At 70.9% G+C, this 14,983-nt stretch carries 13 protein-coding genes and 1 pseudogene; 10 read left to right on the forward strand and 4 right to left on the reverse strand.

Going from position 1 to position 14,983, the window contains the following annotated elements; all coding sequences use genetic code 11:
• The first annotated feature begins 69 nt into the window (after positions 1 to 69).
• A complete protein-coding gene (locus tag CITRI_RS0114015; RefSeq protein ID WP_010145534.1) occupies positions 70 to 978 on the forward strand; it encodes a bifunctional methylenetetrahydrofolate dehydrogenase/methenyltetrahydrofolate cyclohydrolase in 909 nt (302 codons plus the stop codon).
• 169 nt (positions 979 to 1,147) lie between these two features.
• Here CITRI_RS0114015 and CITRI_RS0114020 read toward each other — a convergent pair whose 3' ends face one another.
• Positions 1,148 to 2,509 (reverse strand): MFS transporter, encoded by a 1,362-nt coding sequence (locus CITRI_RS0114020; protein ID WP_010145535.1) that lies wholly within the window; start codon positions 2,507 to 2,509, stop codon positions 1,148 to 1,150.
• A gap of 290 nt (positions 2,510 to 2,799) precedes the next feature.
• Here CITRI_RS0114020 and CITRI_RS0114025 point away from each other — a divergent pair, with 290 nt between their 5' ends.
• From CITRI_RS0114025 to CITRI_RS20325, 3 genes and pseudogenes are all read left to right on the forward strand, one after another.
• On the forward strand, positions 2,800 to 3,789 hold the full coding sequence (locus tag CITRI_RS0114025; RefSeq protein ID WP_010145536.1) for an ATP-binding cassette domain-containing protein: 990 nt from the start codon (positions 2,800 to 2,802) through the stop codon (positions 3,787 to 3,789).
• Between the two features lie 163 nt (positions 3,790 to 3,952).
• Positions 3,953 to 4,627, forward strand: a pseudogene (locus CITRI_RS20320) (ABC transporter permease); the annotation flags it as partial.
• Between the two features lie 195 nt (positions 4,628 to 4,822).
• Positions 4,823 to 5,629 carry an ABC transporter permease gene (locus CITRI_RS20325; RefSeq protein ID WP_237709078.1) on the forward strand — a complete coding sequence of 269 codons (807 nt, stop codon included), beginning with the start codon at positions 4,823 to 4,825 and terminating at the stop codon, positions 5,627 to 5,629.
• Between the two features lie 5 nt (positions 5,630 to 5,634).
• Here the strand turns inward: CITRI_RS20325 and CITRI_RS0114035 are convergent, their stop codons facing one another.
• Together CITRI_RS0114035 and CITRI_RS17920 are read right to left on the reverse strand one after the other, a co-directional pair.
• Positions 5,635 to 7,158 (reverse strand): MFS transporter, encoded by a 1,524-nt coding sequence (locus CITRI_RS0114035; protein ID WP_010145538.1) that lies wholly within the window; start codon positions 7,156 to 7,158, stop codon positions 5,635 to 5,637.
• Positions 7,155 to 8,510 carry an MFS transporter gene (locus tag CITRI_RS17920; RefSeq protein ID WP_083843460.1) on the reverse strand — a complete coding sequence of 452 codons (1,356 nt, stop codon included), beginning with the start codon at positions 8,508 to 8,510 and terminating at the stop codon, positions 7,155 to 7,157. Before CITRI_RS17920 ends, CITRI_RS0114035 begins: the two co-directional genes overlap by 4 nt.
• 89 nt (positions 8,511 to 8,599) lie before the next feature.
• On the opposite strand from CITRI_RS17920, the gene CITRI_RS17925 reads away from it, so the two are divergent.
• The 6 genes from CITRI_RS17925 (at position 8,600) to CITRI_RS18570 (ending at position 14,330) form a co-directional block, all read left to right on the forward strand.
• A complete protein-coding gene (locus tag CITRI_RS17925; RefSeq protein WP_192807914.1) occupies positions 8,600 to 9,217 on the forward strand; it encodes a hypothetical protein in 618 nt (205 codons plus the stop codon).
• Between the two features lie 120 nt (positions 9,218 to 9,337).
• Positions 9,338 to 10,192 (forward strand): exodeoxyribonuclease III, encoded by an 855-nt coding sequence (locus CITRI_RS0114050; RefSeq protein ID WP_050813706.1) that lies wholly within the window; start codon positions 9,338 to 9,340, stop codon positions 10,190 to 10,192.
• Between the two features lie 16 nt (positions 10,193 to 10,208).
• Positions 10,209 to 11,312, forward strand: coding sequence for a tryptophan--tRNA ligase (trpS, locus tag CITRI_RS0114055; RefSeq protein WP_010145542.1), 1,104 nt, complete (start codon positions 10,209 to 10,211; stop codon positions 11,310 to 11,312).
• Between the two features lie 106 nt (positions 11,313 to 11,418).
• On the forward strand, positions 11,419 to 12,339 hold the full coding sequence (locus CITRI_RS17930) for an ABC transporter ATP-binding protein (protein ID WP_010145543.1): 921 nt from the start codon (positions 11,419 to 11,421) through the stop codon (positions 12,337 to 12,339).
• Positions 12,336 to 13,619: an ABC transporter permease gene (locus tag CITRI_RS0114065; RefSeq protein WP_010145545.1), complete on the forward strand. Its 1,284-nt coding sequence runs from the start codon at positions 12,336 to 12,338 to the stop codon at positions 13,617 to 13,619. Before CITRI_RS17930 ends, CITRI_RS0114065 begins: the two co-directional genes overlap by 4 nt.
• A 66-nt stretch (positions 13,620 to 13,685) precedes the next feature.
• Positions 13,686 to 14,330, forward strand: coding sequence for a hypothetical protein (locus CITRI_RS18570; RefSeq protein ID WP_010145546.1), 645 nt, complete (start codon positions 13,686 to 13,688; stop codon positions 14,328 to 14,330).
• 99 nt (positions 14,331 to 14,429) lie between these two features.
• Here CITRI_RS18570 and CITRI_RS0114075 read toward each other — a convergent pair.
• On the reverse strand, positions 14,430 to 14,983 hold a 554-nt coding region (locus CITRI_RS0114075), incomplete at its 5' end, for a succinate dehydrogenase iron-sulfur subunit (protein WP_010145547.1).

The following is a 14,983-nucleotide window of genomic DNA, read 5'->3' on the forward strand; positions in this document are numbered from 1 at the left end:
GTCCCGCTCGCATCACTATGGTGATAGATAGATTGTCGGCCGACCCCCGCAAGGAAGCGTGATCCAGCCATGACCGCACAGAAGCTCGACGGCCGCGCCACGGCCGCCGCCATCAAGGAGGACCTCACCCGGCGCGTGGAGGTCCTGCGCGGACAGGGCATCGTGCCCGGTCTGGGCACCATCCTGGTCGGTGAGGACCCGGGGTCCCAGTCCTACGTGGGGGGCAAGCACCGCGACTGCGCCGAGGTGGGGGTGGCCTCCATCCGGAAGGACCTGCCCGCCTCGACCACCGAGGAGGAGCTCCTGGCCGTGGTCGAGGAACTCAACGCGGACGAGGCCTGCACCGGGTACATCGTGCAGTTGCCGCTGCCCAAGCACATCGACACCGACCGCATCCTCGAGGCGATCGACCCGGCCAAGGACGCCGACGGGCTGCATCCGATGAACCTGGGGCGCCTGGTGGCCTCGGTCGGCGGGGAGCTGGACTCGCCGCTGCCGTGCACGCCCAAGGGGTGCGTGGAGCTGCTGAAGCACTACGGCATCGACCTCAGCGGCAAGGTGGTCCTGGTGATCGGCCGTGGCGTGACCATCGGCCGTCCCGCCGGGCTCGTGCTGACCCGCCGGGACGTCAACGCCACCGTGGTGCTGGCCCACACCGGCACGAAGGACCTCAAGGCCGAACTGGCCCGCGCGGACGTCATCATCGCCGCGGCCGGGGTGGCCCACATGGTCAGGCCGGAGGACGTCAAGGACGGGGTGATCGTGCTGGACGTGGGTGTCTCCCGCGTCGAGGGCGAGGACGGCAAGGCCAGGATCACCGGTGACGTGGATCCCGGCGTGGCCGAGAAGGCGTCCTGGATGGCCCCCAACCCGGGCGGTGTCGGCCCGATGACCCGGGTGATGCTGCTGGCCAACGTGGTCGAGGCCGCCGAGCGCGCCGCGGCCGCCGACGGCTGGACGGAGCCCGAGCGGGGCTGACAGGGGCCCCGGCGGGAGCATTCTTCATGCTCCGATGGACTGATCATCCCGGCAGGACATGGTGATGCGTCCATCCTGCGATGAATCCGGGCGAACACGCCGAAGGCCGGTCCACCCCCCGAGGGGCGGACCGGCCTTTGCCGTCGCGCCGGCCGGGCCGGGGGCGGGTTCAGGCGGAGACCTTCTGCGGCGCCGGAGCCGGGCCGAAGACCGTGGCGCCGGTCTCCTGCTCGGCCTGGTTGTGGATGGACAGGTCGATGCCCCGGCGGTCGCGCACGAGGCTCACGGCCGCCAGCGCCACGAGGACCGTCACCAGGAGGTAGACGGAGATCGCCGTGGAGCCGCCCGTCCGTTCCAGGAGGGCCTGGGCGATCATCGGGGCGAAGGCGCCACCGAGGATCGCGCCGATCGCATACGAGATGGACACCCCGGAGAAGCGCACCGAGGCCGGGAACAGCTCGGAGTACAGTGCCGCCTGGGGGCCGTAGGTCAGGCCGGTGCCGATGCAGACCAGGAACAGGGCCAGGTACAGCAGGCCCAGCTCGCCGGTGTTGATCAGCCAGAACAACGGGAAGACGCACAGGGCCAGCCACGCGTAGCCGATCTGGTAGGTCAGCTTCCGGCCGATCCGGTCCGAGAGCAGGCCGGCTGCCAGGGTCGAGCAGAACCACACGGCGGCGGCGAACGTCATCGCCACCAGCACGTCGGTGGAGTCCAGGCCGACGCTCTCATCCGTCGCGTAGGACGGGATGAACCCGCCCGTCGACATGTAGCCGACGGCGTTGTTGCCGACGAAGACCAGGGCCGCGATGACCACCAGGTGCCAGTGCTTGCGGAACAGCTCGACGACGGGCACGGACTCGCGCTGCTTGGCCTCGGCGATCTCCTGGAACACGGGGGACTCGTCCACGGCGACCCGCACCAGGTAGCCGACGGCGATGAGGATGATCGAGGCGATGAACGGCCAGCGCCAGCCCCATTCCACGAAGGCCGCACCGGGGGAGACCACACCGGTCATCAGCGCCGTCACGCCGGTGGCCAGGAGCAGGCCCAGGGGCACGCCGAGCTGCGGGACGGCCCCGGCCAGGCCGCGACGCTCGGCGGGGGCGTGCTCCACGGCCATGAGGACCGCACCGCCCCATTCGCCACCGGCGGAGATGCCCTGCAGGACGCGCAGCAACAGGAGCAGCAGCGGTGCGGCGATGCCGATCGCCTCGAAGGTGGGCAGCAGGCCGATCAGCGTGGTGGCTCCGCCCATCATGACCAGGGTGACCACGAGGATCACCTTCCGGCCGAGCTTGTCCCCGTAGTGGCCCGCCAGGAACGCACCGAGGGGACGGAAGAGGAAGGAGATGCCGACCGAGGCGAAGGTGATGATCTGGCTGAAGCCCGCGCCCGCAGGGGCGAAGAACAGGTCACCGAACACCAGCGCGGCGATGGTGGCGTAGATGAAGAAGTCGTACCACTCGACGGTGGTGCCGACCAGGGTGGCCGCGGCGACTCGCCGCTGATTGGCGCGAGGCCTGGTCATGGTGCTGGAAGCTGTCACGTCTGGAAACCTCGGTGGTGGATGTTCGGGTGGCCGGCCTCGTGGGCCGGTGGCGGGGGCCGTGAGGCCCGTCACGCCGATCCCAAGATCGTATATGATTCTGGTCTCGTGTGCGTGAGACTCCCGTCACTGCCGTGTCATGAGGGCGCGATGCCGGACCGCGGCGTGTCGGGCCGCCGCCCCGGCGCCCGGGGCGATGCCGACCGGCCACCCGCTGGTCTAGGATCGCGCGGGTGAGACGTGAGTCCCGTGATGCCCGTCACGCGGGGCCGGTGACGGTGACCGGCGTGCCCGCGGGGCCTCCTGCCGCCGTGATCGAGGCCCGGGGGCTGGTCAAGCGCTACGGGGACTTCACCGCCGTGGACGGCATCGACTTCGCCGTGCGCCCGGGGGAGTCCTTCGGACTGCTCGGCCCCAACGGGGCGGGCAAGTCCACGGTCATGCGGATGATCGGCGGCGTCTCCCAGCGCACGGCCGGGACCCTGTCCATCATGGGCCTGGACCCGGAGCGCAAGGGCCCGGAGGTGCGGGCGCACCTGGGCGTGGTGCCGCAGCGGGACAACCTGGACGAGGAGCTCACGGTCCGGGACAACCTGATCGTCTACGGTCGGTACTTCGGCCTGCCGTACTCCTACCTGCGGCCCAAGGCCATGGAGCTGCTGGAGTTCGCCCAGCTCACGGACCGTGCGGACACGAAGGTCGACGACCTCTCCGGTGGCATGAAGCGCCGCCTGGTGATCGCCCGCGGACTGGTCAACGAGCCGCGGATCCTGCTGCTGGACGAACCCACCACCGGACTGGACCCGCAGGCACGGCACATCCTCTGGGACCGGCTGTTCCGGCTCAAGGAGCAGGGCACCACGCTGGTGCTCACCACGCACTACATGGACGAGGCCGAGCAGTTGTGCGACCGGCTGATCGTGGTGGACCGGGGGCGGATCATGGCCGAGGGGTCCCCGGCCCAGCTCATCCGCCGGCACTCCAGCCGGGAGGTGCTCGAGGTGCGGTTCGGCACGGACCGCAACGCCGCGGTCGCGGCCCGGCTGGAGCGCGAACTGCCCGGCCGTCCCACCGTGACGGGTGCCCCGTTGGCGGACCGGATCGAGTCCCTGCCGGACCGGGTCCTGGTCTACGCCCGCGATGGCGAGGCGGCGCTGGAGGCGGTCACCGGCCTGGACCTGGAACCGGTCACCTCCCTGGTGCGCCGGTCCTCCCTGGAGGACGTGTTCCTCACCCTGACGGGTCGGAGCCTCGTTGACTGAGCCGCCCGTCCCGGTCCGGCAGTCCGGGGGGACGGCGGACCCCGAGGCCGTCCTCGTGGAACGGGTCCATCGCAGCGGGAGGCTGCCCCTGACACCGGCTGAGTCCGCCGCCCGGGCGCGCCGGATCGGGCCCTGGTACTACGCCGAGCACTACCTGCGGACCATGCGCAAGTACGGCGCGGTGATCGTGTTCGAGTCGCTGGGTGAGCCGCTGGTCTACCTGCTCGCCATGGGCGTGGGCCTGGCCTCGCTGATCGACGGGGGCGAGCAGGTCCTGGACGGCGTCGGCTACGCCGCATTCATCGCCCCGGCCCTGCTGGCCGCGGGCACCCTGATGGCCGCGGCGGTCGAGTTCACCTACCCGGTCATGGACGGCTTCACGTGGCACCGGCTCTACTACGCCCCGCAGGCCTCGCCGCTGCAGCCCTGGCAGATCGCGGCCGGCCACGTCCTCGCCGTGCTGCTGCGCTTCGTGGTCCAGTCGGTGCTGTTCCTGGTGATCATGCTCGCCTTCGGGGTGGTGAGCAGTCCCTGGGGCTGGGTCCAGGTCGTCACGGGCACGCTCGGTGGACTGGCCATCGGCCTGCCCATCATGGCCTTCTCCGCCTCCCTCAAGCGGGACGCTGGCCAGTACGCCCTGCTCCAGCGGTTCCTGATCATGCCGCTGTTCCTGTTCTCCGGGACGTTCTATCCCCTGGCCACGCTGCCGCCGGTGCTGCAGTGGATCGGCTGGCTCTCCCCGCAGTGGCACGCCGCCCAGCTGGGCCGGGTGGCCTCGTACGGCATGGACGAACCCCGCTGGCTGACCGTGCTGCACGTGGCCTACCTGATCGGGCTCGCGGCCACCGGATGGGCGCTCGTGCACAGGATCTACACCCGCCGGCTGGGGTGGGTGCCGGGCCGGGAGGATCCCGATGCCGTCCCCGCCGGCCGGCGCGGGATGGCCCACCTGCGTGCCGGGTGGGCCCGGGGCCGGACCGCGGACCGCACCGCCCCGGCGGAGGACGCGGGCCCGGACCGGACCGTCCCGGCGATGCCCCCGATCCGGGTGCGCTCCGGACCCGGGGCCGGGATGTACGGCGGCAACGTCCGGGCCGTGCTGGAGCGCGGCTTCCGCGCGCTGAAGACCTCCAACTGGGCGATCTTCGCCTCCGGCTTCTTCGAGCCGGTGCTGTACCTGCTCAGCCTGGGCCTGGGACTCGGCGGGCTGGTCGGGCAGGTCGAGGGGCCGAGCGGACCGGTCGGCTACGGGCAGTACATCGCCCCGGCACTGCTGGCCGTCTCCGCCATGAACGGCGCGATCTACGACTCCACCTGGAACGTGTTCTTCCGGATGCGGATGTCCAAGCTCTACCAGACCATGCTCAACACCTCCCTCGGCCCGGTGGACGTGGCGCTGGGGGAGATCACCATGGCGCTGATCCGGGGTGGGCTGTACTCGGTGGCGTTCCTGGTGGTGATGGCCGGCCTGGGGCTGGTGGCCAGCTGGTGGGCGGTGCTGCTGATCCCGGCCGCGGTGCTGATCGCCTTCGCGTTCGCGGCCGTCGGCATGGCCGTGACCAGCTACCTGACGACCTTCCAGCAGATGGACTGGATCATGCTGGTGCTGATGCCGATGTTCCTGTTCTCGGCCACGTTCTTCCCGTTGTCCGTCTACCCGGAGGCGGTGCAATGGCTGATCCAGGCCCTTCCCCTGTGGCACGGCGTGGAGTTGATGCGCCAGCTCAGCGTGGGGGTGCTCACCCCGTTCACGGCCGTGCACGTGCTGTACTTCGCGGTCATGATCGTCCTGGGCCTGCTGTTCACCGCGCACCGGCTGCGTGCGCTGTTCCTGCGCTGAGCCGGTCAGCCGGCGGGGGAGTCGTCCTGCAGGGACAGGGTCCCGTCGCGCCGGCGCCGGAGCAGGTCGACGACGCCCGCGAGCAGCGTGACGGACAGGAAGCCGGCCACCACCGCCACGGCGGCCACGGCGGCCTCCCCGTAGACCAGCTGGCCCGGTTCGGCCCCGTCGCCCCGGACGCCGAGCGCGGCGTAGAAGGCCGCGGTCACGGCGGCCAGGCCGATGGCCGTCATCACGCGCTGTGCGGTCTGGGAGACCCCACCGGCCGCACCGGCCGCGCGCAGCGGGACGTCGTGCATGGTCAGCACCTGGGTACTGGTCATCACCAGCGCCTGGGCGGGGCCCAGCAGCGCCAGGGCGGCAGCAAGGGTCCAGTACGGCCACTCGCCGGCGGCGATCCGCTGGAAGGCCGTCCCGCCCAGGGCCATGGCCACCAGGGACAGGAGCGCACCGGCCACCACGAACACCGGACCGAAGCGGTGGACGAATCCGCCGATGGTGGGGGAGAGGACCATGATCAGCAGGGACGCGGGCAGGCTGGTCAGGCCCGCGGCCAGGGCCGGCAGTCCCAGGCCCTGCTGGGTGACGATGGCCTGGACGGCCCAGAGTCCGGGGGTGGCGGCCAGGAAGGCCGCCGTGGCCACCGTGCCGATCGTGAACGAGGGGATACGGAACAGCGAGGGGTCCACCATGGGAGCGCGGCCCGTGGCCGCCTGACGGGACTTCATCCGCGCCTCCCACCACCACCAGAGCCCGGCGAAGGCGGCCGAGGCGGCCAGCAGGAACCAGGTGCCCGGCAGGATGAACGGCACCATGATCCCGACGACGGCCGCGGCCAGCAGCAGCGCGCCCACCGGGTCGAGGGCGGCCAGGGAACGGTCCGCCTCCGCCGACCGCGGCCGCGCCGGCGGGTGCAGCCAGTACGCCGTCAGGGCCGCCGCGAGCAACCCGATGGGCACGTTGACCAGGAACGTGGCGCGCCAGCCCCACTCCGGGCCGAGCACGTCGACGAAGACCCCGCCCAGCGTGGGACCGATGCTCACCCCGAGCCCCACGATGGTGCCGAGCATCCCGTAGGCCCGGCCGCGCGCGCGGCCGTGGAAGACGTTCTGGATGATCCCGATGATCTGGGGGTTGAGCAACCCCGATCCCAGGCCCATCAGGATCCGGGCGAGGTTCAGCACCAGTGGGTCACCGGCCAGTCCCGAGGCCAGGGAGCCGGTGACGAAGACGAGGATCCCGGTGATGAAGAGCGGCTTGCGCCCCCAGAGGTCGCCCGCCCGGCCGGCGGGCACCATGGACACCCCGAAGGCCAGCGAGTATCCGGCCAGCACCCACTGCAGGTCGGCGGCGCTCGCGCCCAGGTCCTGCTCGATCGCCGGCAGGGCGACGTTGACGATGCTCACGCTCATCAGGGACATGAACAGCGGCACCAGCAGCACCGTGAGGATCCGTGCCCCGCCCGGGGGCAGGGCGGCGCCGGCGCCGTGGCCGCGGGCGGGTGGCGGGCCGGCGGGCGGTGTGGTCACGGATTCTCCTCGGACGGTGCAGGTGGGGGTGCGGTGGCCGAGGCGGGTGCCGGCGGCGGGGGCGGCTCAGCGGGGGCGGCGGGGCGGCGCAGGCGGCGGCCCTGGACGAGCCAGTACACCGGGACCAGGACCAGCAGGAAGGCCGCGAGGGTCCAGTACAGCCCGGCGGTTCCCTGCCCCTGGACGAGGATACCGGCCAGTAGCGGGCCCAGGCCCATGCCGGCGTCGATCCCCAGGAAGAAGGTGGAGGCGCCCATGCCGGCCCTCTCGCGGGGCACCTGGGTGACGCAGATGACCTGGCCCGCGGACAGCAGCTGGCCGTAGCCCAGCCCCACGAGCACGGCGGCCAGCAGCAGCACCGCGACGTTCGGGGCGACGGCGATGACGGCCAGGCCCGCGGCGAACAGCACGAACGCCGGCAGCATCACCACGTTGGCGCCCCGGCGGTCCATGAGCGTTCCGGTGAACAGGCGCGAGGTCAGCACCGTCACCGCGTACACGCCGAAGAACAGGCTGGCAGAGGCCCCGAAACCGCGCTCCTGGGTGAGGGTGGCCAGGAAGGTGACGATCCCGGCATAGCCCAGGGAGTACAGGGCGCCGATGAGCGCGGCGGGCAGCGCGCCGGGCTCCACGAACCGCGCCCAGCCGGGCCGGGGGCGGCCACCCTCCGCAGCGGCCCGGTCCTCGGTGCCGCCAGGGCGGTTCGTGCCGGAGGCCTCCCGCGCGTCGGCACGGGCGTCCCGCGGGCCGTAGTCCATGGCCAACGCGATGAGCAGCCCGATCAGGGACACCGCGGAGGCGGTGACGGCCATGACGCCGAAATCGGCCCCGGACAGCGCTAGGCCGATCATCGGGCCGGCGGCGACACCGATCAGGGTGGAGGAGGAATAGTGGCTGGTGCCCTCGGACAGCCGCGTCCCGGGGATCCGGTTGACGGCGGTGGCCGCGATCACGGAGGAGCCCACGCCGAAGGTCACGCCGTGGACCGTGCGCACCACTAGCAACAGTCCGACGGTGGGCGAGGCCCAGTACAGCAGGGGAGCGGCCACGAACGCCGCGAAGGAGAGCAGGAGCAGCGGCCGGGCGCCGAACCTCTCGATGAGGGGGCCCGCGAAGAACCGGGAGACGAGCGTGCCCACGATGAACACGGACGCCACGGCCCCGCCGACCGAGTCGCCCACCAGGAACCGGCCGACCACGAATCCGGCCACCGTGGAGAGCAGGAAGTGGATGTTGAAGAACATCATCACGTTGGCCAGGCAGGCCAGCACGAACCCCCGGTTCCAGAGGCGCGTCCCCTGTGGCGGGGCCGGGGCGGGCCCGGCACAGGGCGTCGGGGGGATGCGGGACATACCTCACAGGATAGGCATTGGGGCGCCGGGCCGGGACGGTCGGCCGCGGGATGCGACGGCGGTGCCGCGGGTGCGGGATAATCGAGGGCATGCAAGCAGTGGAGAGTGGATCCCCCCGTCATGACAGCAGGCCGGGCAGCCGGACCCGGAACTGGGCCTCGAAGGGCAGCGGCATCACGTTCGCCGTGATGGTGGGCGTCCTGCTCGTGGCGTTGCTGTTCGCGGCCAACCAGAACGACGTCATCGGCTGGCTGCTCGTGGTCATCTCCGCCGGCTGGCTGCTGCTGGCGGTCCTGGTGGTGCTGGGCGTGCGCCGCGGTGCGAAGTCCGTGGACCGGCGGATGAAGGACATGTCCGCGTCCCTGGCCCCGCGGATCCCCGAGGCTCCCACCACCCGGGTGGATGCCGACCGGGCCGCCGCGGACCCGATGCGGGACACCAAGCTGGACCACTCCTTCAAGATCGTCCAGGTGCAGGTGCGCGTGGTCACCGAGGAGATGGACAAGGGCGAGGCCGCCGACACGGACATGGTCGCCCGCGCCCTGGAGACCATCCACATCACCGCCTCCAACGCCCGCGACATGCTCAAGGAGTCCGGTGTCGGCACCGCCGGACCCGGGCGGCCGGCGTCGAGCTCCGGCTTCGGCTCCGGACGCGGTTCCGGAGCGGGGCCCGAGGCCCCGATTTCCGGCGAGGTCATCAACTGAGCCGGCACCGCCGACCCGCGGCCTTGCCGCTGCGCGGTCGGCGATAGGCTGGAACGCGTGACTTCCTCCGCTGCCCAACCGAGCCAGACCGCACCCACCGGGACCGAGGCGACCGACGCCGTGCCCGTGGTCCACGCCAACGCCAACGCCCCCAAGGCGCCCGGTGCGCTGCGCGTGGCCACCGTGAACGTCAACGGCATCCGCGCCGCCCACCGCAAGGGGATGGGCGCGTGGTTCGCCGGACGCGGCGTCGACGTGCTGACCCTGCAGGAGGTCCGCGCCCCGCGCCAGATCGTGGAGGACCTGCTGGAGGACATCACCGGCCAGGACTGGCACGTGGTGGAGACCGAGGCCGCCGCCAAGGGCCGGGCCGGAGTCGCCATCGCCTCCGTCCTGGAACCGCAGGAGGTGCGCGTCGGGATCGGGGACCCGTACTTCCACGATGCCGGCCGGTGGATCGAGGCCGACTTGACGGCCCCGGACGGCAAGGTCCTCACCGTGGTCTCCGCCTACGTGCACTCCGGTGACGTGGGCACGCCCAAGCAGGTGGACAAGTACCGGTTCCTCGAGGAGATGATCCGGCACCTGCCCGAATTGCGCGCCGAGAAGGACTACGCCCTCATCACCGGTGACCTGAACGTCGGCCACACCGAGCGGGACATCAAGAACTGGAAGGGCAACGTCAAGAAGGCCGGTTTCCTCCCGGAGGAGCGCGCCTATTTCGACCGTTTCCTCGGCGAGGAGATCGGCTACCGGGACGTGCACCGCGACCTCGCCGGGGACGTGGACGGGCCCTACACGTGGTGGTCCATGCGCGGCCAGGCCTTCGACAACGACGCCGGCTGGCGCATCGACTATCACATGGCCACCCCCGAGCTGGCCGCCAGGGCGACCACCGCGGTCGTGGACCGCGCCCCCAGCTGGGACACCCGCTTCTCCGACCACGCCCCGCTCGTGGTCGACTACCAGTTCTGAGCCCTCAGGAGCCGAGATGACCGAGACGACCACTCCCCGTACCCCCGCCCGTCCGACGCCCGCCGACGTCCTGGCCCGGGACACCGCCTCCACGGCCCACCTCGCCGGCGCCGGCACCCGGCACCGCGTGCTCTCCGGCATGCAGCCGTCCGCTGACTCGCTGCACCTGGGCAACTACCTGGGCGCCCTGGTCAACTGGGTCAAGGTCCAGGACGACTTCGACGCCTACTTCTTCATCCCGGACCTGCACGCCATCACGGTGCCCCAGGATCCCGAGGCCCTGGTGAAGCGCACCCGGGTGGCCGCCGCCCAGTACATCGCCGCCGGCATCGACCCCGAGCGCTCCACCCTGTTCGTCCAGTCCCAGGTGCCCGAGCACGCCCAGCTGGCCTGGGTGCTGATGTGCATGACCGGCATGGGCGAGGCCCAGCGGATGACCCAGTTCAAGGACAAGGCCTCCAAGCAGGGCGCCGAGGCGGCCGGCGTCGGGCTGCTGGCCTACCCCATGCTCATGGCCGCGGACATCCTGCTGTACCAGCCGCACGGCGTGCCCGTGGGGGACGACCAGCGCCAGCACGTGGAACTGACCCGCGACCTGGCCCAGCGGTTCAACTCCCGCTACGGGGAGACCTTCGTGGTGCCGGAGGGCTTCTACCCGGTCAACGGCGCCCGGATCTACGACCTGCAGAACCCGCTGGCGAAGATGTCCAAGTCCGCGGAGTCCCAGAACGGGCTGATCAACATCCTCGACGAGCCCAAGGTCATCGCCAAGCGGATCAAGTCCGCCGTCACCGACGACGGCACGGAGATCCGCTTCGACCGCGAGGCCAAGCCCGGGGTGTCCAACCTGCTGTCCATCCTGGCGGCGGTGTCCGAACGGTCCGTGCCGGAACTGGAGGAGGCCTACGCCGGCAGGATGTACGGCCACCTGAAGGTCGACCTGGCCGAGGCCGTCGTGGAGCGACTGGCCCCCATCCGCACCCGGGCCCTGGCCCTGATGGACGACCCGGCCGAGCTGGACCGGTTGCTGGACCGTGGGGCCGCCAAGGCCCGCGAGGTGGCCTCCCCGGTGCTGGCCGACGTCTACGCCAAGGTGGGTTTCCTGCCCCCGGCCCACTGAGGCTTCACAGGACGTTCACCCGGACCGGCCCGACGCCGGCCGGGAGCCGGGTTCCGCCCGTGGATAATGAGAACGGCAAGGTGCCGGAAACCACGAAGGGAATCCCATGTCAGCTGCCGTTCTCGAGACCGAGAACCTGGTCAAGGTCTACGGTCGGGGGGAGTCCCGCTTCGATGCGCTCAAGGGGTTGACCTTCGAGATCCAGCAGGGCGAGTCGGTGGCGATCGTCGGCAAGTCCGGTTCGGGCAAGTCCACCCTGATGCACCTGCTGGCCCTGCTGGACGAGCCGACGGCCGGAGTCGTGGCCATGAACGGCCGCCCGGTCAGCCAGCTCAAGTCGGCGCAGGTCTCGGAACTGCGCAACGAGACCTTCGGCTTCGTGTTCCAGCAGTTCTTCCTCAACGCCAACCAGACCGTGCTGGAGAACGTCATCCTGCCGCTGAAGATCGCCGGCGTGGGCCCGGCCGAGCGCAGGCGGCGCGGCATGGAGGTCCTGGAACAGCTGGACATGGCGGACAAGGCCCGGAACAGGGCCACGGACCTCTCCGGTGGCCAGAAGCAGCGCGCGTGCATCGCCCGCGCCCTGGTCAACAACCCGTCCGTGCTCTTCGCGGACGAGCCCACCGGCAACCTGGACACCGCTACGGGCGAGGTCGTGGAAGACATCCTCTTCGGGCTGCACCGGGACCGGGGCATCACCCTCGTGATCGTCACCCACGACGACGACCTCGCCGCGCGCTGCCAGCGTCGCCTGCTGATGCAGGACGGGATGATCGTGGCCGATGACTCGGGCGAGGCCGTGCGCTCCGCCGGGGCCGGCGTCGGGCAGTCGTCCCGGGAGGGCTCCCGCCGGGCGGGCGGGCACGGGAAGCACGCGGCCCCGGTCGTCGTGGACGGGCCGGGACTGGACGGACCGGGACCGGACAGATCGGGACCGGACGGACCGGATGCCGGGCCGACGGCACCGGGCGCCGCGACGGCCGACACGGTCGGACAGGACGAGAACGCCGGGGAGGAGCGGGCATGAGGGCCGTCGACATCGCGGGGACCGCGCTCGGCAACACGATGCGGTCCAAGACCCGGACCTTCCTGACGGTCATCGCGATCGTCATCGGCGCCTTCACCCTCACCCTGACCTCGGGTCTCGGGGCGGGCATCAACAAGTACGTGGACACCATGGTGTCCGGGTTCGGCGAGATCGACCAGATCTCCATCATGCCGGGGGCCGACGCCACGGCCCAGATGCCCGGCAGTTCCGGGCCGGTGGCCTACGACCCCGCGGAGGCGCAGGCCACCGGGGAGTTCGGGATGGCGATGCTGACCGATGAGGACATCGAGGCGATCGCCCGGGTCGAGCACCTCTCCAACGTGGAGCCGGTCGTGTTCGTGGCCGCCGAGTACCTGGAGACGGCCGACGGGGACCGGTTCACGCTGCAGTCGATGGACCTGCCGGCCAACGCCGCCGCCCTCGAGCTGGCCGCCGGGGCGAAACCGGCCCGGGACGCCATGGAGATCACCATCCCGGAGACCTGGCTCGAGATCTACGGCACCGAGGACCCCGAGGCCGTGCTCGGGGAGACCGTGACCGTCGGGATCAAGGACCTGACCCAGCAGGTGCAGACCGTGGACGCGCAGATCGTGGGCGTCTCCCAGGCCGCGATCTCCGGCGTGGGCGCCAGCCCCATGCCCTCCAGCGCCCTCAACGAGGAACTCCACGGACTGCAGACCTCCGGGCTCGAGGTCGAGCAGCCGCAGGCCTACGTGCAGGCCGTGGCCGATGTCGAGGACATGGCGGCCAACGAACAGTCCGTCAAGGCCGCGCTGAGCGAGGAGGGCTTCATGGCGATGACCGTGGAGGACCAGCTCGGCGTCATCACGGGCATCATCGACACCGTCACCTGGGTGCTCAACGGCTTCGCGCTGATCGCCCTGCTGGCGGCCAGCTTCGGCATCGTCAACACCCTGCTGATGTCCGTGCAGGAACGCACCCGGGAGATCGGCCTGATGAAGGCCCTGGGCATGAGCGGCGGCAAGGTGTTCGGGCTGTTCTCCATGGAGGCCGTCATGCTCGGGATCATGGGCTCGGTGATCGGCGTGGGGCTGGGGGTCGTGGTCGGCCTGGCCGGCAACGCCGCCCTCGTCAGCGGCCCGCTGAGCGGGGTGGCCGGGCTGTCCCTGTTCGCCGTGGACCCGATGGCCCTCGTGCTGATCGTGCTCCTGATCCTGGCGATCGCCTTCCTGGCCGGCACCATGCCCGCGGCCCGGGCCGCGAAGAAGGATCCGATCGAGGCACTGCGGTACGAGTGACGATCGGGTACGGCCCGGCGTCCGGGCCACAGCACGCATCCATCATCACGTGAGAGGGGAACACCCATGACCGAGAACCCACCCCAGCACCCCGGTGCGCCGCAGGACCCCTACGGCGCGGCCCAGCAGCAGCCGAACCCCGCTGCACCCGGTGTTCCGGGATCCCGGTACGGTACGGCGGCCTACGACCCCGGGGCGGTGGGCCAGGAGATGGCCGAGCCCAAGGGCTGGGCCCGGTTGAGGACGCTGACCCTGGTGTCCTTCGGGATCCATCTGGTCTCCGGTGTCCTCGGCTTCGCGGGCCTCAACGAGGACCTGATCCGGGAGACTGCTGCAGCGCAGATGGAGTCCCAGGGGATGGCGGCGTCCGAGGAGATCATCGAGCAGTCCGTCCAGCTGGGCATGGCCTTCGGCCTGGCCACGATGATCGTGAGCATCGTGCTGGGGATCATCCTGTACCTGCTGGTGTTCTTCGGCCTGCGCGGCGGCAAGAACTGGGCACGGATCCTGGGCACGGTGCTGGCCGCGGTCGGCACGCTGTACACGCTAGTCGGCCTGGCCGGGATCGGCGTCACCCTGGCGATCTCCCCGGTCATCGGGACCCTGACACTGATCCTCAGCGTCCTGTTCGTCATCGTGAACATCTGGTGGATCGTCACGGCGTTCTCCAAGGACGTCAACGCCTACGTGCGGGCGCGCTCCGGCCGCTGACGGCACGGTACGCGAAAGCCCCCCGGGAGAATCCCGGGGGGCTTTCGCGTGGTGGGGGAGCGGGGTCCCCGGCCCTGTACCGCTAAGGGTTCAGGACGGTCAGAACGAACCGGCCAGGACGGCCTGCTTGACCTCGGCGATCGCCTTGGTCACCTGGATGCCGCGCGGGCACGCCTCGGTGCAGTTGAAGGTGGTGCGGCAGCGCCACACGCCCTCCTTGTCGTTGAGGATCTCCAGGCGCAGGTCCCCGGCATCATCGCGCGAGTCGAAGATGAACCGGTGGGCGTTGACGATGGCCGCCGGGCCGAAGTACTGGCCGTCGGTCCAGAACACCGGGCAGGAGGACGTGCACGCGGCGCACAGGATGCACTTGGTGGTGTCGTCGAACCGCTCGCGGTCCTCGGCGGACTGCAGGCGCTCCTTCGTCGGCTCTGGGCCCTTGTTGATCAGGAACGGCATGATCTCGCGGTAGGACTGGAAGAACGGGTCCATGTCCACGATCAGGTCCTTCTCGACCGGCAGGCCCTTGATGGGCTCCACGAGGATCGGCTTGGACAGGTCCAGGTCCTTCAGCAGGGTCTTGCAGGCCAGGCGGTTGCGGCCGTTGATGCGCATGGCATCGGAACCGCAGATGCCGTGTGCGCAGGAGCGGC

The sequence above is a fragment of the Citricoccus sp. CH26A genome, from assembly GCF_000224415.1.
Lineage (GTDB): Bacteria > Actinomycetota > Actinomycetes > Actinomycetales > Micrococcaceae > Citricoccus.

What these genes read in the sequence shown, in the direction of transcription:
- trpS (WP_010145542.1), top strand. Translation starts at nt 10,209, where the DNA reads ATGACCGAGACGACCACTCCCCGTACCCCCGCCCGTCCGACGCCCGCC.
- CITRI_RS0114020 (WP_010145535.1), bottom strand. Translation starts at nt 2,509, where the DNA reads ATGACCAGGCCTCGCGCCAATCAGCGGCGAGTCGCCGCGGCCACCCTG.
- CITRI_RS0114015 (WP_010145534.1), top strand. Translation starts at nt 70, where the DNA reads ATGACCGCACAGAAGCTCGACGGCCGCGCCACGGCCGCCGCCATCAAG.
- CITRI_RS17930 (WP_010145543.1), top strand. Translation starts at nt 11,419, where the DNA reads ATGTCAGCTGCCGTTCTCGAGACCGAGAACCTGGTCAAGGTCTACGGT.
- CITRI_RS20325 (WP_237709078.1), top strand. Translation starts at nt 4,823, where the DNA reads ATGCCCCCGATCCGGGTGCGCTCCGGACCCGGGGCCGGGATGTACGGC.
- CITRI_RS0114065 (WP_010145545.1), top strand. Translation starts at nt 12,336, where the DNA reads ATGAGGGCCGTCGACATCGCGGGGACCGCGCTCGGCAACACGATGCGG.
- CITRI_RS18570 (WP_010145546.1), top strand. Translation starts at nt 13,686, where the DNA reads ATGACCGAGAACCCACCCCAGCACCCCGGTGCGCCGCAGGACCCCTAC.
- CITRI_RS17925 (WP_192807914.1), top strand. Translation starts at nt 8,600, where the DNA reads ATGCAAGCAGTGGAGAGTGGATCCCCCCGTCATGACAGCAGGCCGGGC.
- CITRI_RS17920 (WP_083843460.1), bottom strand. Translation starts at nt 8,510, where the DNA reads ATGTCCCGCATCCCCCCGACGCCCTGTGCCGGGCCCGCCCCGGCCCCG.